The 21,598-nt window shown below is 70.9% G+C and carries 17 protein-coding genes and 1 pseudogene; 8 read left to right on the top strand and 10 right to left on the bottom strand.

The features are described 5' to 3' along the window. Nucleotides 1-67: 67 nt before the first annotated feature. The 4 genes and pseudogenes from iolD to iolC form a co-directional block, all read right to left on the bottom strand. The gene (gene iolD, locus C1N81_RS29035; RefSeq protein WP_394433956.1) at nucleotides 68-1,993 is read right to left on the bottom strand and encodes a 3D-(3,5/4)-trihydroxycyclohexane-1,2-dione acylhydrolase (decyclizing); all 1,926 of its coding nucleotides are present in this window, start codon (nucleotides 1,991-1,993) and stop codon (nucleotides 68-70) included. Beyond that, nucleotides 1,990-2,826 carry a 5-deoxy-glucuronate isomerase gene (gene iolB / locus C1N81_RS29030; RefSeq protein WP_394433954.1) on the bottom strand — a complete coding sequence of 279 codons (837 nt, stop codon included), beginning with the start codon at nucleotides 2,824-2,826 and terminating at the stop codon, nucleotides 1,990-1,992. The genes iolD and iolB overlap by 4 nt, the downstream gene beginning before the upstream one ends. A gap of 61 nt (nucleotides 2,827-2,887) precedes the next feature. Next, on the bottom strand, nucleotides 2,888-3,676 hold the full coding sequence (locus tag C1N81_RS29025) for a Cgl0159 family (beta/alpha)8-fold protein (protein WP_394438310.1): 789 nt from the start codon (nucleotides 3,674-3,676) through the stop codon (nucleotides 2,888-2,890). Nucleotides 3,677-4,234: 558 nt separating this feature from the next. Further along, nucleotides 4,235-5,203 (bottom strand): annotated as a pseudogene (iolC, locus tag C1N81_RS29020) (5-dehydro-2-deoxygluconokinase); the annotation flags it as partial. A 146-nt stretch (nucleotides 5,204-5,349) separates the two neighbouring features. On the opposite strand from iolC, the gene C1N81_RS29015 reads away from it, so the two are divergent. The 3 genes from C1N81_RS29015 (at nucleotide 5,350) to C1N81_RS29005 (ending at nucleotide 8,035) form a co-directional block, all read left to right on the top strand. After that, nucleotides 5,350-6,267 (top strand): sugar phosphate isomerase/epimerase family protein, encoded by a 918-nt coding sequence (locus tag C1N81_RS29015; protein ID WP_394433952.1) that lies wholly within the window; start codon nucleotides 5,350-5,352, stop codon nucleotides 6,265-6,267. 12 nt (nucleotides 6,268-6,279) lie between these two features. Continuing rightward, nucleotides 6,280-7,476: a helix-turn-helix domain-containing protein gene (locus tag C1N81_RS29010; RefSeq protein WP_394433950.1), complete on the top strand. Its 1,197-nt coding sequence runs from the start codon at nucleotides 6,280-6,282 to the stop codon at nucleotides 7,474-7,476. Nucleotides 7,477-7,834: 358 nt separating this feature from the next. Further along, nucleotides 7,835-8,035, top strand: coding sequence for a helix-turn-helix transcriptional regulator (locus C1N81_RS29005; RefSeq protein WP_394433948.1), 201 nt, complete (start codon nucleotides 7,835-7,837; stop codon nucleotides 8,033-8,035). Nucleotides 8,036-8,168: 133 nt separating this feature from the next. On the opposite strand, the gene C1N81_RS29000 is transcribed toward C1N81_RS29005, so the two are convergent. Next, complete coding sequence (locus C1N81_RS29000) at nucleotides 8,169-9,233, bottom strand: zinc-binding dehydrogenase (RefSeq protein ID WP_394433946.1); 1,065 nt, start codon at nucleotides 9,231-9,233, stop codon at nucleotides 8,169-8,171. A gap of 155 nt (nucleotides 9,234-9,388) precedes the next feature. On the opposite strand from C1N81_RS29000, the gene C1N81_RS28995 reads away from it, so the two are divergent. The 3 genes from C1N81_RS28995 to C1N81_RS28985 all read left to right on the top strand — a co-directional run bounded on the left by C1N81_RS28995 (nucleotide 9,389) and on the right by C1N81_RS28985 (nucleotide 13,070). Next, a complete protein-coding gene (locus tag C1N81_RS28995; RefSeq protein ID WP_394433944.1) occupies nucleotides 9,389-10,333 on the top strand; it encodes a PrsW family intramembrane metalloprotease in 945 nt (314 codons plus the stop codon). 89 nt (nucleotides 10,334-10,422) lie between these two features. Beyond that, nucleotides 10,423-10,692 carry a heavy-metal-associated domain-containing protein gene (locus C1N81_RS28990; RefSeq protein WP_394433942.1) on the top strand — a complete coding sequence of 90 codons (270 nt, stop codon included), beginning with the start codon at nucleotides 10,423-10,425 and terminating at the stop codon, nucleotides 10,690-10,692. Between the two features lie 83 nt (nucleotides 10,693-10,775). Beyond that, nucleotides 10,776-13,070 carry a heavy metal translocating P-type ATPase gene (locus C1N81_RS28985; protein ID WP_394433940.1) on the top strand — a complete coding sequence of 765 codons (2,295 nt, stop codon included), beginning with the start codon at nucleotides 10,776-10,778 and terminating at the stop codon, nucleotides 13,068-13,070. A 443-nt stretch (nucleotides 13,071-13,513) separates the two neighbouring features. Here the strand turns inward: C1N81_RS28985 and C1N81_RS28980 are convergent, their stop codons facing one another. Together C1N81_RS28980 and C1N81_RS28975 are read right to left on the bottom strand one after the other, a co-directional pair. Continuing rightward, a complete protein-coding gene (locus tag C1N81_RS28980; RefSeq protein ID WP_394433938.1) occupies nucleotides 13,514-14,812 on the bottom strand; it encodes a citrate synthase in 1,299 nt (432 codons plus the stop codon). A 199-nt stretch (nucleotides 14,813-15,011) separates the two neighbouring features. Beyond that, complete coding sequence (locus C1N81_RS28975; protein WP_394433936.1) at nucleotides 15,012-17,282, bottom strand: SF1B family DNA helicase RecD2; 2,271 nt, start codon at nucleotides 17,280-17,282, stop codon at nucleotides 15,012-15,014. Between the two features lie 73 nt (nucleotides 17,283-17,355). On the opposite strand from C1N81_RS28975, the gene C1N81_RS28970 reads away from it, so the two are divergent. Then, a complete protein-coding gene (locus C1N81_RS28970) occupies nucleotides 17,356-18,180 on the top strand; it encodes an aminoglycoside adenylyltransferase domain-containing protein (RefSeq protein WP_394433934.1) in 825 nt (274 codons plus the stop codon). A gap of 294 nt (nucleotides 18,181-18,474) precedes the next feature. On the opposite strand, the gene C1N81_RS28965 is transcribed toward C1N81_RS28970, so the two are convergent. Further along, entirely contained in the window at nucleotides 18,475-18,819 is a 345-nt protein-coding gene (locus tag C1N81_RS28965; protein ID WP_394433932.1) for a hypothetical protein, read from the bottom strand. Nucleotides 18,820-19,582: 763 nt separating this feature from the next. Then, nucleotides 19,583-20,344 (bottom strand): GntR family transcriptional regulator, encoded by a 762-nt coding sequence (locus C1N81_RS28960; protein WP_394433930.1) that lies wholly within the window; start codon nucleotides 20,342-20,344, stop codon nucleotides 19,583-19,585. Between the two features lie 236 nt (nucleotides 20,345-20,580). Between C1N81_RS28960 and C1N81_RS28955 the strand changes: the two genes are divergently transcribed. After that, nucleotides 20,581-20,793 carry a DUF4287 domain-containing protein gene (locus C1N81_RS28955; protein ID WP_394433928.1) on the top strand — a complete coding sequence of 71 codons (213 nt, stop codon included), beginning with the start codon at nucleotides 20,581-20,583 and terminating at the stop codon, nucleotides 20,791-20,793. Nucleotides 20,794-20,808: 15 nt separating this feature from the next. Here the strand turns inward: C1N81_RS28955 and C1N81_RS28950 are convergent, their stop codons facing one another. Further along, nucleotides 20,809-21,381 carry a hypothetical protein gene (locus C1N81_RS28950; protein ID WP_394433926.1) on the bottom strand — a complete coding sequence of 191 codons (573 nt, stop codon included), beginning with the start codon at nucleotides 21,379-21,381 and terminating at the stop codon, nucleotides 20,809-20,811. Nucleotides 21,382-21,598: the final 217 nt, after the last annotated feature.

The following is a 21,598-nucleotide window of genomic DNA, read 5'->3' as shown; positions in this document are numbered from 1 at the left end:
TCCTGATACGTCTTGATACGTCTTGGCTCAGGCTGATACGGCTCGGTTCAGACTGGTACATCGCGGCTCAGAGGTGGCGGCGCCGGGTGGCGGCCTGCCGGTCGTACTCCTCGCGGGCCTTCGCCGCCGACGGCGTCGCCCCGGCGTCCGCCGTCTCGGCCACGGGCACATCCCACCACGCCTGAGCCGGAGGCGGGCCCGACACTGTGTCTGCGGTTTCTGTCTCCACATAGACACATGTGGGGCGGGTCGCCGCGCGTGCCACGGCGAGCGCCGCGCGCAGTTCCGCGATCGTCCTCGCCCGGTGTACGTCCATGCCGAGGCTCGCCGCGTTCGCCGCGAGATCCACGGGGAGCGGCGGGCCTGTGTACGGGCGGCCGTCCGCGTCCGGGAGGCGGTACTGGGTGGCGAAGCCCTCCGCGCCGACCGATGCGGACAGCCCGCCGATCGACGCGTATCCGTGGTTCTGCAACAGCACCATCTTGATCGGCACGTTCTCCTGCACCGCCGTCACGATCTCCGTCGGCAGCATCAGGTATGTGCCGTCGCCGACCAGCGCCCACACGGGGCGGCCCGGCGCGGCCAGGGACACGCCGATCGCGGCCGGGATCTCGTAGCCCATGCAGGAGTAGCCGTACTCGACGTGGTACTGGTCGCGTGACCGGGTCCGCCACAGTTTGTGCAGGTCACCGGGGAGGGAGCCGGCCGCGTTGAGGAGGATGTCGTCGCCGGACACGATCGCGTCGAGGGCGCCCAGGACCTGGGTCTGGGTGGGGCGGGCGTTCTCGTCCCCGTCCTCGCGCGCCGCGAAACTTTCCGTCACGCGGGTCTCCCAGTGGTGCTTGGACCGCGTGTACGCCTCTACGTGGGCCGGGTCCGCGGAGTAGCCCCGCAGCGCCTCCGTCAGTGCCGTCAAGGACTCGCGGGCATCCGCCACCACCGGGTGCGCCGACAGCTTGTACGCGTCGAACGGGGCGATGTTCAGGTTCACGAAACGGACGCCGGGGCGGGTGAAGAGCGTGGCCGACGCCGTGGTGAAGTCCGTGTAGCGCGTGCCCACGCCGATCACCAGATCCGCCGCCCTGGCCAGCTCGTTCGCCGTCGCCGTGCCGGTGTGGCCGATGCCTCCCACGTCCGCCGGGTGGTCATGGCGCAGGGCGCCCTTGCCCGCCTGCGTGGACGCCACCGGGATGCGGGTCGCGTCCGCGAACGCCTTCAGGGCCTCCTCGGCCGCGCTGTGGTGGACGCCGCCGCCCGCGATGAGGAGCGGGCGTCCGGACGCGCGCACCGCCTGCGCCGCCGCCTCGATCCGGGCCCGCTCCGGGGGCGGGCGGCGGATCGTCCACGTACGGTCCGCGAAGAAGTCGTCCGGCCAGTCGTACGCCTCCGCCTGCACGTCCTGCGGCAGCGACAACGTCACCGCGCCCGTGTCGACGGGATCGGTGAGGACGCGCATCGCCTGCAGCGCCGACGGGATCAGTTGCTCGGGGCGCGTGATCCGGTCGAAGTACCTCGACACCGGACGCAGACAGTCGTTCACCGACACGTCGCCCGCGTACGGCGCCTCCAGCTGCTGGAGCACCGGGTCCGCCGGGCGCGTCGCGAACACGTCGCCGGGGAGCAGCAGTACGGGAATGTGGTTGATCGTGGCCAGGGCCGCGCCCGTCGTCAGGTTCGTCGCCCCCGGGCCGATGGACGTGGTCACCGCGTGCGCCGACAGGCGATTGCGCTGGCGGGCGTAACCGACCGCCGCGTGCACCATCGCCTGCTCGTTGCGGCCCTGGTGGAACGGCATCTCGTCGGCGTACTGGAGCAGCGCCTGGCCCAGACCCGCGACATTGCCGTGGCCGAAGATGCCCCACGTCGCGGAGATCAGGCGGTGGCGGGTGCCGTCGCGGTCCGTGAACTGGTGCGCCAGGAAGCGGATGAGGGCTTGGGCGGTGGTGAGGCGGGTCGTCTGCGTCGGGCTTGTGCCGGTTGGGCGTTGCGTCATCGGTAGCCCTCCGTCGCGTGGTCCGGGTGGAAGCTGATTCTCCACTCCCTGGTTCCGTCCGGGCCCGCCATCACGTTCAGGTAGTACATCGCGTGTCCCGGCTGGGCGATCGACGGGCCGTGCCAGCCGTCCGGGACCAAGACCGCGTCCCCCGTGCGGACCTCCGCCAAGAGGTCGGTGCCGCCCGGCCGGGACGGCGACACCCGCTGATATCCGTAACCCTCCGCGCCGGTCGCCGCGTCCCCGGCGATCTCGTAGTAGTAGATCTCCTCCAGGCGGGTCTCCGCGCCCGGCCTGTGCTCGTCGTGCTTGTGCGGCGGGTAAGAGGACCAGTTGCCGCCCGGGGTGATCACCTCCACCGCGATCAACTGGTCGCAGTCGAAGGTGTCCGCCGCGGCGAAGTTGCGGACCGTCCGGGCGCTGACGCCGCCGCCCCGCTGCTCGATCGGTACCTCAGGGGCGGGGCCGTACCGGGCGGGGAGTCGTCGCCCGCACTTCGCTCCTGCCAGCGCGAAGCGGCCTCCCGCGCCGGAGGCGATCTCTGCGCGGGTGTCGCGCGGGACGTACGCGAAGTCGCTCGCGCCGCTGAACACGTCCGCCCTGCCCAGGAGTTCGATGATCCGGCCGTCCACCGTCACGGAGCAGCCACCCGTCAGCGGCAGCACGATCCATTCACTCTCACCGGTGTCGAAGGTGTGCGCGGTGCCGGGTGCCAGTTCGAGGATGCGGAGTGCTGCGCGGGACCAGGTCGGGAGGCCCGTCCTGTCCGCGTTCACGGAGAGGGCGTACGGGGGCTCCGCCGCGGTGCCGTTCGGGAGGTGGGTGTTGGTCATCCCTGCGCCTTCTCCTTGCCGTCGTGGGGTGGGCCGGCCGTCGTTCCGGGTTCGGTGGGGGTCACAGGAGGGACACCGCCGTGTCCACCGCCTGGGCCACGTCGCCGTCCGGCGGGTACAGCAGCGAACGGCCCGCCACCAGACCCTGCACCGTCGGCAGTCGCAGCGCGCCGCGCCACTTCTCGTACGTGGCCTCCTGGTCGCCGTCCTTGATGTCGCCGCCCAGCAGTACGGCGGGCAACGTCGATGTCTCCAGAACCCGCGCCATCGCCTCCGGGTCCTCGGGGTCGTCGGTGACCGGGAGCTTCAGCCACGTGTACGCCGACGTGCCGCCCAGGCCGCTCGCCACCGCGATGGACCTGGTCACCGCGTCCGGGCGCGTGTCGTTGACGAGGCCGCCGGTGGTCGGGTCGCGGCGCGACAGGAACGGTTCCACGAAGACCGGGAGGCGGCGGGCGGCCATCGCGTTCACGGCCTGCGCCGCCGCTTCCAGCGTCCGTACGGAGGCCTCGGTACGGTCGTCGTAGTCGATGCGCAGCAGCAGCTTGCCCGCGTCGAACCTCATGCGGTGCAAGGTCTCCGGGGTGTAGCCGGTGAATCTGTCGTCCAGCTCGAACGCGGCGCCGGCCAGGCCGCCGCGGTTCATCGACCCGATGACGATCTTGTTGTGCAGGGCGCCCAGGAGGAGCAGGTCGTCCAGGACGTCCGCGGAGGCCAGGACGCCGTCCACACCTGGGCGGGACAGGGCGAGGCACAGCCGTTCCAGGAGGTCTGCGCGACCCGCCATGGCGAGGGGGCGGTCCCCTGCGGCCAGCGCTCCGCGGGCGGGGTGATCGGCGGCAACGATCATCAGCCGTGCTCCGGGGCCGGGGAGGAGTTCCCGCCGGGTACGGGCCGCGGCGGCTTCCTCGACGGCGTGGGGGCGCTCCGCGCGGGTCCGGGCGAGGGTGCGGGGGTCCGGGGGTGAGGGCGACGTGGCCGACTGCGCGGGCTCCGACGGCTGGGTGGGGGCGGGGGAATCCAGCAGCCGCCCGCCGCGCTGGTGCCGCTCATGCGGCGCGGGGGCGGGGCCGCCCCGATAAGACCCCTCCCCATCACCCTCACCGACACCGGCGGCGTCCCGCCCCGCCTTGGGCAATCTGCCGCCAGGGGCGGCAGGGTGGGCAAGGCGGCCCCCCAGCGCCGGACCGCTGTCGCCATCGGGCAGCAACTCATCACCGCCCCGGCCGGAGGCCAACGCCGAGTCACCCATGCCGCCGGGCGGAAGCCCATCACCGCCCCGGCCGGAGGCCAACGCCGAGTCACCCATGCCGCCGGGCGGAAGCCCATCGCCGCCCCCGCCAGAGGCCAACGCCGAGTCACCCGTGCCGCCGGGCGGAGCCCCATCGTCGTCATCGGCGGAGGCCGGGACTCGGCCCGCGGACAGGGCCGCGAAGACCTCGGCCCGCACCGGCATCGCCGAAGAGCATTCGAGCCGCGATGCCACAATCGCCCCCGCCGCGTTCGCGAACCGCAGGGTCCGGCCGAGTTCCCACCCCGCCAGCACTCCATGACACAGCGCCCCGCCAAACGCGTCGCCCGCCCCGAGCCCGTTCAACACCCGTACGGGCAGGGGCGGGACCTCGACCGTCTCCCCCGTGGAGGTCATGGCGAGGACCCCGTCCGGGCCCCGTTTCACGACGGCGAGCCGCAGGCCGAACGACAGCAACGCCCGCGCCGCCGCGACGGGTTCCCGCTCCCCCGTCGCGATCTCGACCTCGTCGATGTTGCCGACGGCGATCGTGGCGTGCCGCAACGCCTCCGCGTAAGGGGCCCGCGCGGTCTCGGGGTCGGCCCAGAACATCGGCCGCCAGTCGAGGTCGAAGACCGTGTCGCCGGGGACACCGCCGTCCGCCCGGTGGGCGAGGGCGCGGAGCGTCGCCGAGCGGCTGGGCTCCGCGCTGAGCCCCGTACCCGTCATCCAGAAGATCCGCGCGGAGCGCACCGCGTCGAGGTCCAGTTCGGCGGGCTCGATGGCCAGGTCGGGGGCGTTCGGGCGGCGGTAGAAGTAGAGCGGGAAGTCGTCCGGCGGGAAGATCTCGCAGAAGGTGAGCGGGGTGGGGAGGTCCGCCACCGGCGTCACCCAGCGCGCGTCGACGCCGAACCGGGTGAGTTCCTCGCGGAGGTAGTCGCCGAACGGGTCCTGCCCCGTACGGCTGATCGTCGCGGCGCGCAGGCCGAGCCGGGCCGCCGCGACGGCCACGTTCGTCGAGGAGCCGCCGACGAACTTGCCGAAGGTGTCGACGTCCGCGAGTCCGCGCCCGGCTTGCAGCGGATAGAGGTCCACCCCGATGCGGCCCATGGTGATCAGGTCGAACGCGTCCTCGTCCCGGGCCATGCGGTGTTCCCTCCGTGTCGGACGAACCTCGGCAACCTCGTGAGCCTCCCGCCAGATCTAGCCCGCGCGGGCAGCGCTGTCAATGTTTTGTCCGGACATTCGGACTATGCCTTGACACTGTTCCGCCGCCCCTCAAGGCTTGCCCCATGACGACCAGGACGAATAGGACTCCCCTCCCTCGTATCCGTGTCGGCTCCGCCCCCGACTCCTGGGGCGTCTGGTTCCCCGACGACCCCCGTCAAGTCCCCTGGCAGCGTTTTCTCGACGAAGTCGCCGAGGCCGGCTACGAGTGGATCGAGCTCGGCCCGTACGGATACCTGCCCAGTGATCCGCGTGTGCTGGGTGAGGAGACCGGGCGGCGCGGCCTGAAGGTGTCCGCCGGCACCGTGTTCACCGGGCTGCATCACGGGCCCGCCGTCTGGGAGCGGACCTGGGAGCACGTCGCGTCCATCGCCGCCCTCACCCGCGACATGGGCGCGGGCCACCTCGTCGTCATCCCCTCCTTCTGGCGCGACGACAAGACCGGGGAGGTGCTGGAAGGGGACACGCTCAGCGCCGAGCAGTGGCGGTTCCTGGCCGACGGCACCGAGCGGCTCGCCCGTGAGGTGCGGGAGCGGTACGGGCTGCGGGTCGTCGTCCATCCGCACGCCGACACCCATATCGACACCGAGGAGAACGTCACCCGTTTCCTCGACGCCACCGACCCCGATCTCGTCTCGCTGTGCCTGGACACCGGGCATTACGCGTACTGCGGCGGCGACAGCGTCAAGCTGATCCGGACCTACGGCGAGCGCATCGGCTATCTGCACCTCAAGCAGGTGGACCCGGCGGTCCTGGCCGGGGTGCGCGAGCAGGGCACGCCGTTCGGTCCGGCCGTGGCGCGGGGGGTGATGTGCGAACCGCCGCGCGGCGTACCGGAGTTGGAGCCCGTTCTCGCGGCCGCCGCCGAGCTCGACGTCGACCTCTTCGCCATCGTCGAGCAGGACATGTATCCGTGCGAACCGGAGCGTCCGCTGCCGATCGCGCGCCGTACGCGGGGCTATCTGAGGTCGTGCGGCGTGTAGCAGTATCGGCGGATGAGTCCTCGCGCGACGAGTTCCTCACCGCCCGGCGCCCCGCCCGCCGCCCGGCCCGCCGTACCGCCCGTCGGCGGGCCTGCCGTACCGACTGTCCGCGGGCCTGCCGTACCGACCGCCGGCGGGCCTGCCGTACCGACCGTCGTCGGCGGGCCTGCCGTACCGACCGTCGTCGGCGGGCCTGCCGTCCGGACCGTCGTCCGGCCCGTCCGCAGCCCGGACGGCTCCTGGGAGACGGTGTCCGCCCGGCCGCATCCACGGTTGCGCCCCGGCGTCATCGGCTACCGCGGCTTCCGGCTCGCCTTCCCCGGGCCGCGCGCCCGCCTGGAGGCGCCGATCGGCGCGGTGACGCTGATGCTCGGTTTCGAGGGGTCGGTCCGTATCACCGAGGCGACCGGCGGCTGGGTCGGGGTGCGCGACGGCAAGGGCGGCACCCCGCCCGCCGGGCTGCGCACGGTCGAGCTGTCCACCGTCCTGTCCGGCATGTCCACCACCCCCGTACTCGGTGAGCACGACGGCCGCCTCGCGGGGATCGAGGTGCTGCTGACCCCCTGGGCCGCCTTCACGATCTTCCGGACCGCCCTGCACGAACTGACCGGCTGGCGCGGGCACCCGGACGACCTCGGCGCCCTGCCCGGCGAAGCCGCGACCGGCGAACTCGCGCACCGGCTGGGCGCGTTGTCCTCCTGGCGCGCCCGGTTCCACCTGCTCGACGAGGTGCTCGGGCACTGGCTGGCGTCCGGGCCGCGCTGCGCGAGCGGCACGGTGCGCGCCTGGTACGCGCTGACGCACAGCGGCGGCTCCGCGCCCGTCGCGCAGGTCGCCGAGCAGGTCGGCTGGGGCGTACGCCATCTGGAGAACCGTTTCCGGGAGCAGATCGGCCTGACCCCGAAGGCCGCCGCCCGGGTGCTGCGGCTGCAACGGGCCCGGCGTCTGCTCTGCGCCGGCAGCACCCAGGCCGAGACGGCGGCGGCCTGCGGCTACTACGACCAGGCCCATCTGAGCGGCGAGTTCAAGGCGATGACCGGGTGCACGCCCCGCGAGTTCGCCCTCGCGCGCGGCCCCCGCACCGATCCGGGCGGGCCGCCCGCCACGGACCGTCTGGCGGGCGAGGCGACCAGTCTCGTCCTGCGCCGGCCGGCCCGCCGCGCCGGTCCCGGCAGTGCGTATTTCTCCAAGACCCGCGATCCGCGCTGACGGCACCCTTGTCCTTCGGGTCACGCACCCGGGGGGATGCGGGGGACGGTGGGCCGGGCCGGATGCGGGGGGGCCCGGCCCACCGCTAGGAAAAGGCATGGTTTGTGGGGCGTACGGGGCTTGTCTCCTGTCCCGTTCCGCGCCCGGGTATGCGTCCGCGGCGGGACCCGATTGCTGCATTCCCGTAACAAACGCCCCTTTCTTGCCACACATGTCCGGCCTACGCAGGTTCTGCGTCACAGGAGTCACACAGGCCCTCCCTTCACCTCAAGACCCATCGTTCTCGGGTCGAAGGTGGGTGATCGTCGGCGGCCACCCCCGCGCCGCCGTCGCGACACCCGTCAGGGAGGAGCCACTGATGACCGACCGCAGGCTCTGGTCGTACAAGGAGATCGCCGCGCACATCCGGGTCCAGCCCGACACCGTCCGCTCCTACCGCAAACACGGACTGCTGCCCCCACCCGACCATGTGGAGAACGGCAAGCCCTACTGGTACGCCGACACGGTCCGGTCCTGGGTCGCCTCACGCCCACGCAACCGCGACCGTTCGAGAGAGTGAGACCGGAGCGAATCGAAGGGGGCGCCGCCAGGCGCCCCCTTCGGGGGCGCGGGGAACTGCGCGAGCAACCACGACGCACCCGCAGAGCCCGACACCCGAACCCCCTACGGCGCGAACGGCGCGTACGGCTCGATCACGGCGCGAACGGCTCGACCACCGTCACCCCCGCCCCGGACGCCCCAAAAGCCCCGGACGCCCCGGAAGCCCCACCCATAGCGGCCAGCGCACCCCCCGCCTCCCGCAGCGGAACAACCGACGTCACCAGCAGCTCCGGCCGCAACACCCCACCCCGCACCAGCTCCAGCATCTCCGGATACGCGTGCGCAGCCATCCCGTGGCTGCCGATCAGCTCCAGCTCCCAGGCCAGCGCCCGCCCCATCGGCACGACCGGGTCCTCGGGCAGCAGCCCCACCTGTACGTGCCTCCCCCGGCGCCGCAGCCCGTTCACGGACGCCGCGCAGGTCGCCGCGGAGCCGAGGGCGTCGAGTGACAGGTGAGCGCCGCCGCCGGTCAACTCCCGTACGGCGCCCGCCACATCATCCGTCCCGCGCGCGTCCAGGCACGCGGCCGCCCCGAACTTCCTGGCCAGGTCCAGCGCGTCCGGTGCGATGTCCACCGCCACCACCCGCGCCCCGGCCGCCGCCGCGATCATCACGGCGGAGAGGCCGACGCCGCCGCACCCGTGCACCGCCACCCACTCCCCCGCCGCGACCCGCCCCTGCCGCACGACGGCCCGGAACGCGGTCGCGAACCGGCAGCCGAGCGCGGCCGCCGTCGTCGCCGCCATCCCCTCCGGCAGCGCTACGAGGTTGACGTCGGCGTGGTCGAGGGCCACGTACTCGGCGAACGAGCCCCAGTGCGTGAACCCGGGCTGCGTCTGCCGCTCGCACACCTGCTGGTCACCGGCCGCGCACGCCGCGCACCGGCCGCACGCGCACACGAACGGCACCGTCACCCGGTCCCCGGCCCGCCACCCGCGTACGCCGGCGCCCACCTCCTGGACCACTCCGGCGAGTTCGTGCCCGGGGACGTGCGGCAGCACGATGTCCGGGTCGTGGCCCATCCAGCCGTGCCAGTCGCTGCGGCACAGGCCTGTCGCCTCCACCCGTACGACGACGCCGTGCGGCGCCGGGGCCGGGTCCGGCACCTCACGCACTTCGGCCGGTCCGCCGAACCGTTCGAACACGACGGCGCGCATCGTCCACCCACCTCACTGCCTTCGCGCCCTGCGACGAGATCCGCAACAGGCGACATATCGGTCAATTAACTAAGCTTCCGGCACATACCTCGGTACACAGGAACACGTACCGGCACGCACGTGTACGCACGCAGGGAACCCCGGAGGGAACCGCCTTGACGCACCCGCAGCCCCCCGGATCCCCCAGGGCCCACATCCCCCAACAGCCCCTGCCGCCGGGCCCGCAGGTTCGCGCCGGTCTCTGGAAGCGCTGCCTCTGGGGCGGCCTGGCCCTGTGGGTGCTGACGGCGCTCGTCACGTACGCCACGAAGAACACCACCCTCCTCCCCACCCTCATTCTGCTCGGCAGTTTCCTCGTACCGGCGGTCTTCGTGCTGTGGGCGTACGAGCGGCACGGCCGCGACCTCGGGGTGCATCTGATCCTCGGCTGCTTCCTGGTCGGCGGCGTCCTCGGGGTGCTCGGCGCCTCGGTCATGGAGTACTACCTGCTGCACCCCTCGGTCTGGATGTTCGTCGGCGTCGGCCTGATCGAGGAGGCCGTCAAGCTCCTCGCCCTGATGTACGTGCTGCGCCGCCATCCCCGCATCCGGGGGCTGCGCGCCGGGCTCGTCCTGGGTGCCACGGTCGGGTTCGGGTTCGCCGCGTTCGAGAGCGCGGGCTACGCCTTCAACGCGGCGGTCACCATGAAGGGCATCGACCTGCGCTCGCTCCTGGAGACCGAGGTGCTGCGCGGGCTGCTCGCCCCGTTCGGGCACGGCCTGTGGACGGCGATCGCCGGTGCGGTGCTCCTCTCGTACCGCAGGCCGAACGGGCACTTCCGTTTCGCGGCCCCGGTCGTCCTCACCTACGTCGGGGTCGCCGTGCTGCACGCACTGTGGGACTCCATGCACGGGATCGCGCTGTGGCTGGTGGTCCGGCTCACCAGTACCGGGCTCGACCGCTCCCTGTTCGCCGAGGGATACCTGCCCGCGCCGACCAGCGCGCAGGAGCACCTCTTCACGCTGTTCTCGGTCGGCGGGCTCGTGCTCGTGTCGCTGGTCGGACTGGTCTGGGCGCGTTCGCTCGCACGCCGCGATCCTTCTTGGACTAGTACCCCCTAGGGGTATACAGTCGGCTGGGTCAGCGCGGGTCGGAAGGTGCCGGGGGTACCCGGCCTCCCCGGCCCCGGCCTTACAGCTAGGAGAACGACATGAGCGCGCGGACCGAACTCCACCAGACCGGCACCGACGACGCGGCCGACCAGTCCTCCGTCACCAGTGTCTACGAGGTCAAGGGCATGACCTGCGGGCACTGCGAGGGCGCGGTCGCCAGTGAGATCGGTGAGCTCGACGGCGTCTCCTCCGTGCAGGCGGTCGCCGCCTCCGGACAGGTCACGGTCGTCTCCGAGGGCCCGCTCGACGAGGAGGCCGTCCGCGCCGCCGTCGACGAGGCCGGATACGAGCTCGTCGGCAAGGCCTGACGGCGGGACGACCCGGACGCGCCCGGACCGGACCGAACCGGGCCCCGGCGGGCCGGCCCGGCCGCCGTACCCTCGACAGCACCATGACGGACGCGCCCCTCACCGACATCGACCTCGCCATCGGCGGCATGACCTGCGCCGCCTGCTCCGCCCGCATCGAGAAGAAGCTCAACCGGCTCGACGGCGTGACAGCGACGGTCAACCTGGCCACGGAAAAGGCGAAGGTCTCCTACGCCGCCGACGCCGACATCACCCAGCAGACCTTGATCGACACGGTCACCAAGCTGGGCTACACAGCCGAACCGATCACCAAGGCGGAGAAAAACCCTGCCAAGGGCGCGGGGAACGGCGCGACCAGCCACGACACACCGTCGGCCGAGAACGCACCGGACACCCCCACGGCGACCGGCACCCCTGTCGGCCGGCGTCTGAAGATCTCCGCCTGGCTGACAGTCCCGGTGATCCTCATGGCCATGATCCCCGCCCTGCAGTTCGACAACTGGCAGTGGCTCTCCCTCACCCTGGCCGCCCCGGTCGTCGTCTGGGGCGGCCACCCGTTCCACCGCGCCGCGTGGACGAACCTCCGCCACGGCGCCGCGACCATGGACACGCTCGTCTCCCTCGGGACGCTCGCCGCGTTCGGCTGGTCGTTGTGGGCGCTGTTCCTCGGGGACGCCGGGATGCCGGGGATGCGGCACGGGTTCACGTTCGTCACCGAAGGGGCCGACGCGTCCTCCACGATTTATCTGGAGGTGGCGTCGGGCGTCGTCACGTTCATCCTCGTCGGCCGGTATCTGGAGGCGCGGGCCCGGCGCAGTGCGGGTGCCGCGCTGCGGGCACTGCTCGAACTCGGCGCGAAGGACGTCGCACTGCTCGGCGCGGACGGCGTCGAGGTGCGGGTGCCCGCCGACCGTCTGGCGCCGGGCGACCGGTTCGTCGTACGGCCCGGGGAGAAGATCGCCACGGACGGCACGGTCGTCGAGGGCGCGAGCGCCGTCGACGTCTCCCTGCTCACCGGGGAGTCGGTGCCGGTGGATGTCGGGGCCGGGGACGCCGTCACCGGGGCGACCGTCAACGCAGGTGGGCGGATCGTCGTCGAGGCCACCCGGGTCGGCGCCGACACGCGGCTCGCGCACATGGCCCGCCTCGTGGAGGACGCGCAGACCGGGAAGGCGCGGGTGCAGCGGCTCGCCGACCGGGTGTCCGCCGTCTTCGTCCCGGTGGTCGTCGCGATCGCCCTGGCCACGCTGCTCGTACGGTGGGGGGTCACCGGTGACGTCACCGCCGCCTTCAGCTCCGCCGTCGCCGTACTGATCATCGCCTGCCCGTGCGCCCTCGGCCTCGCCACACCCACCGCGCTCATGGTCGGTACGGGGCGGGGCGCGCAGCTCGGCATCCTCATCAAGGGGCCCGAGGTCCTGGAGGCGACCCGCGCGGTCGACACCGTCGTGCTCGACAAGACCGGCACGGTCACCACCGGCCGCATGTCCCTGCTCGCCGTGCACCCCGCCGAGGGCGTCGACGAGAAGGAGCTGCTGCGGCTCGCCGGCGCCGTCGAGCACGCCTCCGAGCATCCGGTCGGGCGGGCCGTCGCCGCAGGCGCCGTGGACCGCGCGGGTGAGCTGCCGCCGGTGGAGGGTTTTCGCGGGGTGCCTGGACTCGGGGTGCGCGGCAGCGTCGAGGACCACGTCGTCTTCGTCGGGCGGGAGCGGTTGCTCACAGAGGCGGGGATCACCGTTCCGGACGCGCTCGGGACGGCCCGGCAGAAGGCCGAGGCGGAGGGCGGGACGGCCGTCATGGTCGCCTGGGACGGGGTGGCCCGGGGCGTACTGACCGTGGCCGACACCGTCAAGGAGACGAGCGGCCAGGCCGTCGCCGAACTGCGGGCGCTCGGGCTCACGCCCGTACTGCTCACCGGGGACAACCGGGCCGCCGCCGTGGCTGTCGCGCGGGCGGTCGGGATCGAGCCCGGCGACGTGATCGCCGAGGTGCTGCCGGAGGAGAAGGTGGAGGTCGTCCGGCGGCTGCGGGCCAAGGGGCGGGGTGTCGCCATGGTCGGCGACGGCGTGAACGACGCCGCCGCGCTTGCCACCGCCGACCTGGGCCTCGCCATGGGGACGGGCACGGACGCGGCGATCGAGGCGGGCGATCTGACGCTCGTACGCGGCGATCTGCGGGTGGCGGCCGACGCGATCCGGCTCTCCCGGCGGACCCTCGCCACCATCAAGGGGAACCTCTTCTGGGCCTTCGGCTACAACTGCGCCGCGCTCCCGCTGGCCGCCGCCGGACTGCTCAATCCGATGATCGCGGGGGCCGCGATGGCCTTCTCCTCGGTCTTCGTGGTCACAAACAGCCTGCGACTTCGGAGATTCACTTAGGAAGTCCTGGACCTCCACACAATCCACACGGCACAATTGCAGCAACCTCACGCGTGAGGTTCGAATCGGCATATCGGACCGCTTGCGTACACATGGGACATAAGCAAGAGACGCAGATCACAAAGATGAGAACGTAACCCTTTGCGGGTCCCGTGAGTCTAAGGAGGCGATGCAGGAACGTCTTGGGGGGCGTGAATGCATCGACGGGACCGTCTTGGGGGACGGGACCGACTGCGTTGGCCGGGGCACGTGCACCGGGGAGCTTGAGCGGCCCACCCGTGCGTACGTGTTCCGGCGGCCGACGCGGACCACAGACGCCCGGCCGGATCCCGTGGGGGGAATCCGAACCGGGAAAAGGAGAGCGCCCCGACTGTCGACCCGTGGGGGGATCGACAGGGGGGCGCTCTCCGCTATTCAGGGGGCCGACGGGCCTCGGGTGAGGCTCAGCGCTCCTCGACGGGGACGAAGTCCCGCTCGACGACGCCCGTGTAGATCTGGCGCGGGCGGCCGATGCGCGAACCCGGCTCCTTGATCATTTCCTGCCACTGGGCGATCCAGCCCGGGAGGCGGCCGAGGGCGAACAGGACCGTGAACATCTCGGTCGGGAAGCCCATGGCCCGGTAGATCAGGCCGGTGTAGAAGTCGACGTTCGGGTAGAGCTTGCGCTCGACGAAGTAGTCGTCGGCCAGCGCGTGCTCCTCCAGCTTCAGCGCGATGTCGAGCAGCTCGTCGGACTTGCCGAGCGCCGAGAGGACGTCGTGCGCCGCCGCCTTGATGATCTTCGCCCGGGGGTCGAAGTTCTTGTAGACGCGGTGCCCGAAGCCCATGAGCTTCACGCCGTCTTCCTTGTTCTTCACCTTGCGGATGAAGGTGTCGACGTCGCCGCCGGCGGCCTGGATGCCTTCCAGCATCTCCAGGACCGACTGGTTGGCGCCGCCGTGCAGCGGGCCCCACAGGGCCGAGATGCCCGCCGAGATCGAGGCGAACATGTTGGCCTGCGAGGAGCCGACCAGACGCACCGTGGACGTCGAACAGTTCTGCTCGTGGTCCGCGTGCAGGATGAGCAGCTTGTCGAGCGCGGAGACGACCGTCGGGTCCAGCTCGTACTCGGCGGCCGGCACGGAGAACGTCATGCGCAGGAAGTTCTCGACGTAACCGAGGTCGTTGCGCGGGTAGACGACCGGGTGGCCCTGCGACTTCTTGTACGCGTAGGCGGCGATCGTCGGAAGCTTGGCGAGCAGGCGGATCGTCGAGAGGTGACGCTGCTTCTCGTCGAAGGGGTTGTGGCTGTCCTGGTAGAAGGTGGACAGCGCGGACACCACCGACGACAGCATGGCCATCGGGTGGGCGTCGCGCGGGAACCCGTCGTAGAACCGCTTGACGTCCTCGTGCAGCAGGGTGTGCTGCGTGATCTCGTTCTTGAAGGTGGAGAGCTCGTCGACGGTGGGGAGCTCGCCGTTGATCAGCAGGTACGCCACCTCGGTGAAGGTGGAGCGCTCGGCCAGCTGCTCGATCGGGTAGCCGCGGTAGCGCAGGATGCCCTGCTCGCCGTCCAGATAGGTGATCGCGGATTTATAGGCGGCGGTGTTGCCGTATCCGCTGTCGAGGGTCACCAGTCCTGTCTGGGCCCGGAGCTTCCCGATGTCGAAGCCCGTGTCGCCGACGGTGCTGTCGATCACCGGGTAGGTGTACTCGTCATCGCCGTACCGCAGTACTACAGCGTTGTTGGTCTGCTCGCTCACGTCTCGTCCCTCACCGACGTAGTGCCTCTTCTTCGAGGTGCCCTGACTGTCTCTACCATCCCCCACTTGGCCCAGCAGAGTGCACTCGGGGTCGTCCATTGGGCCTATTGACGGCACTGAGTGCCGCCAACCTGCTCATCCTGCCCCCTTCGCCCTGGTTCCGGAAGTGCCGTGTGAGCTTTGCGACGAATTTGATCGATCAAAATTCTTGAACGGTTGACCCTGCCAACCGGAAATCGAGTGCTGTACAGCGTCTGCCCGCCGAAACCGTGCGCACCGCCTGACCTAGAGCCTTGCGCGAACCGACCAGGACCACCAGCTTCTTCGCACGGGTCACCGCCGTGTAGAGCAGGTTCCGCTGGAGCATCATCCAGGCCCCGGTCGTGACCGGGATCACGACACACGGGTACTCGCTGCCCTGCGAGCGGTGGATCGTGACGGCATAGGCATGCGTCAGCTCGTCCAGCTCGTCGAAGTCGTACGGCACCTCCTCGTCCTCGTCCGTCAGGACCGTCAGCCTCTGCTCGTCGGCGTCGAGGGAGGTGACGACGCCGACCGTGCCGTTGAAGACGCCGTTGGCGCCCTTCTCGTAGTTGTTCCGGATCTGCGTGACCTTGTCGCCCACCCGGAAGACCCGGCCGCCGAACCGCTTCTCGGGCAGCTCCGGGCGGCCCGGGGTGATCACCTGCTGGAGCAGTCCGTTCAGCGTGCCCGCGCCGGCCGGGCCGCGGTGCATCGGGGCGAGCACCTGGACGTCACGGCGCGGATCGAGCCCGAACTTGGCGGGGATGCGCCGGGCGGCCACGTCGACCGTCAGCCGCCCGGCTTCCTCGGTGTCCTCCTCGACGAAGAGGAAGAAGTCCTTGAGTCCCTGGGTCTGAGGCGGCGTACCGGCATTGATGCGGTGGGCGTTGGTGACGACGCCGGACTCCTGGGCCTGGCGGAAGATACGGGTCAGGCGGACCGCCGGAACGGGGCTGCCCTCGGCCAGCATGTCGCGCAACACCTCGCCCGCGCCGACGCTCGGCAGCTGGTCCACGTCCCCGACGAAGAGCAGGTGGGCGCCGGGCGGGACGGCCTTGACCAGCTTGTTGGCGAGGAGCAGGTCGAGCATGGACGCCTCGTCGACCACGACCAGGTCGGCGTCGAGCGGCCGGTCCTTGTCGTACGCGGCGTCACCGCCCGGCTTCAGCTCAAGGAGCCTGTGCACCGTGGAGGCGTCGGCACCGGTCAGCTCGGCGAGCCGCTTGGCGGCCCGCCCGGTCGGAGCGGCGAGCACCACCTTCGCCTTCTTGGCGCGGGCCAGCTCCACGATGGAACGGACGGTGAACGACTTGCCGCAGCCGGGGCCGCCGGTCAGCACCGCGACCTTACGGGTCAGCGCCAGCTTGACGGCCTCCTCCTGCTCGGGCGCGAGGTCGGCCCCCGTACGGCCGGCGAGCCAGGTGAGCGCCTTGTCCCACACCACGTCGCGGAAGGCGGGCATCCGATCCTTGTCGGTGCGGAGGAGGCGGTTGAGCTGGGCGGAGAGGGAGATTTCGGCGCGGTGGAAGGGGACGAGGTAGATCGCGGTGACGGATTCGCCGTGCTCGCCGGGGACCTGTTCCCGTACGACGCCGGGCTCGCCGGAGTCCTCGTCGGGGAGGGCGAGTTCGGCCAGGCACTCGATGACGAGCCCGGTGTCGACCTGGAGCAGCTTGACGGCGTCGGCGATGAGCCGCTCCTCGGGGAGGAAACAGTGCCCCTGGTCGGTGGACTGGGAGAGGGCGTATTGCAGACCGGCCTTGACGCGCTCGGGGCTGTCGTGCGGGATGCCGACGGACTGGGCGATGCGGTCGGCGGTGAGGAAGCCGATGCCCCACACGTCGGAGGCGAGCCGATAGGGCTGGTTGCGTACGACGCCGATCGACGCGTCCCCGTACTTCTTGTAAATCCGCACGGCGATGGAGGTGGACACCCCGACGCTCTGCAGAAAAACCATCACCTCCTTGATCGCCTTCTGCTCCTCCCACGCGTCGGCGATCTTCTTGGTCCGCTTGGGACCGAGGCCCGGCACCTCGATGAGCCGCTTCGGCTCCTGCTCGATGATGTCGAGGGTGTCCAGGCCGAAGTGCTGGGTGATGCGGTCGGCGAAGACGGGGCCGATGCCCTTGACCAGGCCGGATCCGAGGTAGCGGCGGATGCCCTGGATGGTGGCGGGGAGGACTGTCGTGTAGTTCTCCACGGTGAACTGCTTGCCGTACTCAGGGTGCGAGCCCCAGCGGCCCTCCATCCGCAGCGACTCCCCCGCCTGCGCGCCGAGCAGCGAGCCGACGACGGTCAGCAGGTCGCCGGCGCCTCTGCCGGTGTCCACGCGGGCGACGGTGTATCCCGTGTCCTCATTGGCATACGTGATCCGCTCGAGAACCCCCTCGAGCACCGCCATGGGCCGGGCGCCGCCCTGACCGCCCTGCGCCTGCTGCTTCGCCATGATCCGACGGTATCGGTGGGGTACGACATCGTGGCGCCCGCCGGGTGTTTCGAGGCTGACCTAGGGTGCGGGGATGGTTGAGATGAGCGGGGCTGGTACGACCGGCGGGGTGCCGGTCAGTGTGCGGCGGCTGCTGCCCGACCTGTTGACGGCGGTGGCGCCGGTGGTCGGCGAGCGGGTGGTCGGGGTGTGGCTGTACGGGTCGGTGGTGACGGGGTCGTTCGAGCGGGGGGTGAGCGATGTCGACGTACTGGTGGGGGTGGAGGGCTCCGAACTCGGCTTCGGCGTCGACGAGTTGCGGGCCGTCGAGGCGCGGGTCCTGCGGGCGCACCCCGGGTTCCGTGACCGGCTCGACCTGACCTTCGCGCCGACCCCCGCGCTCGCCGGAAGCCTCCTCGAACCCCTCCTCGTCGTCTCCCCCGGCGAACCCCCGCACACCGCGCGCGTGCTGCCCCGCTGGGCGCTGACCCGGGCCCTCGTCCGCGAGACGGGCCTGACACTGGCGGGCCGCCCGGCACGGGAGACGCTGGCCGCTGCGCAGCCGGACGAGGTGCGCACCGCGCTGATCGACTCCGTCGCGGGGCTGCGGGACTGGGCGCCGCGGGTACGGCACCGGGGCGGCCACGCGTACCTGATCCTGACGGCGTGCCGGGCCCTGCGGACGCTGACCACGGGCGAGTTGGCGGACAAGGCGCAGGCCGCGCAGTGGACGGCCGAGCGGTGGCCCCGCCTCCGGCCGCTCCTGGAGGCGGCGCTGGCTTGGCGCCGGACGCAGGCGGTACGGGATGAGACGCCGGTCCCGGAGGAACTGGTCTTGCTAGAGGCCGAGTTGCTGGACCTGGTGGCGGCGACGGCGGGCGCGGGGCAGGCGGGGCCGGGCGGGCGAGTGGGCGACTGAGGTCTGTGGCCATCGGGGTGAATGGACCTGGCACGACGCAAGCCCCAAACGTCGGAGGGCCGGTCAGCTCGCACCCAAGAGCGGACGGGGTTCAGAGCACCCAGGTGGCGTGCCCCATTGCACCACCGCCGAAGCGGAGTCGAGCGCAGAGCTCCCAGCCGGACTCGAACCTGCGGCCAAGCGCTTGGAAGGCGCTGAGGTGGCGCCAGGGAGGGCAGTGCCTGACCTGGTCAGTGTGAATGATCGGCTGATAACGAGACGATTTCGACGCACATTCGAAAGGCGGTTGCTTCGCTACCAGTCGCGCCACCTGTCGGTGAGTTCGTAGCGCCCCAACCCTTGTCGCGCGGTCAGAGCGACTACATCGAGTCCCTGCTCAGTGAGAGCCTTGTCGATGTAGTCGCACAGCTGCTCACGCTCGTCCGTCTCGTAGGCGCCGCCGTTGTGCTCGTCGTTTATGGCGTTCAAGGCCAGAACAACACGCTCCACGGCGGCGAAAACGCGCTCGTCGGAGGCGCCTTGGAGCGACGGAAGCTCCGCTTCGAACGCGTCCAGGACGTTGTCGGTGACGCTGAGCAGACGTTCGGGGAACAGCTCGGCCATGCACGCGCACTCCGGATCCAACGTGCCGTCGGCCAACTTCCGTTGCTCCTCCGTTATGCCCTCTCGCCAAGCTGTCGTAGGTCTCTCGGTCATAGGTGGACCGTACAGCTGGCCACTGACAGCCTTAGGTTCTGATCGCAGACAACTGAGAACCTCCAGCCACCGCTGGCCAGCACAGCACCTCACAGCCAGTTTGCTGCACCAGCCATCCGCGTCGTCGGTCCATGCCGCCGTCTCGGAGGTGCGTCGCGAAAATCGTCAAGCAGGTGGGCGAACGTCACCCTTCCTGCATGGCACGGGCGCTGCGCCCCATGGCTACCGCCGTGACCCTCGGGGTCTCTCACCGCGCTCTTCGAGATTGCCGGCATCGCCACGACCATCGTAGACATTCGATCCGCCGGGAAGCGCCTAGCTGGCTACTTGAAGCGGCCTCGCCACGTGTACGCCTCGGCCGGCCTGGCTGTTGCCTTCGCTGCCGCTGGGGACCCGACAGCCGGAAATCAGACGCTTGAGCAGCGCATGGGCGCGCTGGAGGCGTGGCGTCGCGGACTTTCCAACGAACTCAGGAATCGAAAAGACCAGTTGAAGGACCAACTGGCGGGCGACTTCAGTAATGCGCTTACCGCCGCTACTGAGAAGACTATCGACGACCAGTTCAAGGGCTGCGCGAGTATGTGGAAGGGGCACAGCACTCCTTCTGGGCGAGCTACCGAGGGCCCAGCATCTTGGTCGTAGGAGTCGCGCCTGGCCTGATCGCAAACATCGCCTCCTCTCTGCCTACCTGGAATAGGCACAACGCCTATCCGCGGTGATTGATCGGGATCTCGTAGACGATCTCGCAGTGAGCGGCGGGTACGACGATGTCCGCGGTCTCCACGGGCTGCCCCTGGTCGCTGTAGTACGTGCGACGGATGTGGGTGACGAGCCCGGCCTTCTGGATGCCGAGCAGTGCGGCTTCCTGGGCGCTGGCCTGTCGTGGTTCGGGCTGCTCGACGGCGTGGCTGACGGTGATCCCGATAGCGGCCATGCGGTTGACGACGCCTGACCCGGCATGTGGCCCACCCTCGGGCAGGACGACGAGCGTGCCGGAGGTCAGCTCGTAGGGCTCCCAACTGGTGGAGAGCTGCACGGGGCGACCGTCGCCGAGGAACTCATACGACGTACGGACGCAAAGGTCGCCGACACCGATGCCCAGCCGCGCCGCGATGTCGGCGGGCGCCGGCACCTTGGCGTCGGTGCGACTTTCCCAATCTCCTTGCCTGCCGACAGCCTGCATGTCGGCGCGGAACGGCGACCCTCCGGGCTGCTCGCGAGCCGACGACCGCACGACCCGCACTCGTTGGCGGGGTTCGGCGACGTAAGTGCCCGAGCCTGCGCGTCCCTCAAGCACGCCCTGGGAGATCAACAGCTCCTGCGCCCGCCGGACCACGTTCTCCCCGACGCCGCACTCCTGCCCGATCTGCGCGCGGGAGGGCAGACGGTCTCCGGGCTCCCACACGCGCTCAGCGATCCGCTGCCGGAGTTCATCGACGAGGCGGAGGTAGGGCGGCTGCTCAGGCATGTGGCAAATCTAGTCCACTAGCTCTAGGCCTCTCCAGGTCAGCACCGTGGCAGGGGCTCGGTGGAACAAGAACCCCCGCCGCTTCAGCCGACGACCGTCATAGGCCGGAACGCGGGCCCACGAAGGCGCAGGGCGCGGGCGTGGCGTGGATCACAGCACAGGCCCGATGAGTTCCGCCCAGGCCGCACGTCATACCCGGTGACACCATCCGCGCCCCGGACGACAGGAACGCCGCCATGACCACCAGCGCCAAGGGCCCCGCCAGCTACTTCCCCTCCATCGAGAAGACGTACGGGCAGCCCGTATCGCACTGGCAGGAACTCATCCGGTCCTCGCCGCTGACCAAGCACATGGAGCTGGTCACCTGGCTCAAGGCCGAGCACGGCCTGGGGCACGGGCACGCCAACGCGCTGGTCGCGTACACGCTCGCCGAGGAGCGGAACAAGTAGCGCTCGGCGGGGCGGTCAGATGCCGCCCATCGGCTTCATGTCCACCTTCACCGGCGTCCCCCACACCCGCACCACCTCGTAATCCGTGAACTCGTGCACCAGGCGGTACGCCATCGCCGCGTCCGGGCGGCGGCGCTGGGCCGCCAGGTAGAGGTCCGCCTCGCGGCGGTCGTGGCGCGGGGTGCCGCACAGTTGCCAGACCTGGCCGTTCCACATCTCGGGGATCCAGCGCTGCTGGGGCTGGGGGCGGTCCTCGCGGGTGCCGTAGCGGGAGAGCACCGGCTGCTCGTCGGCGCGGCGGGGCGCGGGGCCGCCGCCGTACTCGGAGCGGCGGGCCTGGCGGCGGCGGGTCTCGCAGAGCAGGCACAGGTCGGGCGCCGACTCGTCGACCGCGCCCTGGGGGTGCTCGGGGCAGCGGGTCGTCGGCGCCGAGCCGGTGACCGTGTCGTCGAGCAGTTCCAGCGCCCTCTTCACGTCGCCGCGCACCTCGTGCAGCTTGGCGTCCGAGGTGTCCCCGGTGAGCGCGTCCCCGTGCTCCCCGAGCAGGCGCAGGGCGCGGCCTAGTGCGGTGAGCTGCGCGTGGTTCACGGTCCTGGTCTCCGTTCGTCGCCATTTCGCGGGGATGCGTGTGCGTGTCGTACGTCCTCAACCATCGCACGCGGCACCGACAACCCCCGGCCGACGCCCACAGCCCCCGTCACGCTCATCACGATCCGGTCACGACAACCGGAACCCCTCTTGCCATCCGCTCATGTAATCGATTCCAATCTCCGAGCAAGGTCGATGTAATCGATTCCACGCAGCC

Source organism: Streptomyces sp. SGAir0957 (assembly GCF_043523415.1).
The sequence above is the reverse complement of the archived record's forward strand: the minus strand, read 5'-3'. Positions and strand labels throughout refer to the sequence as shown.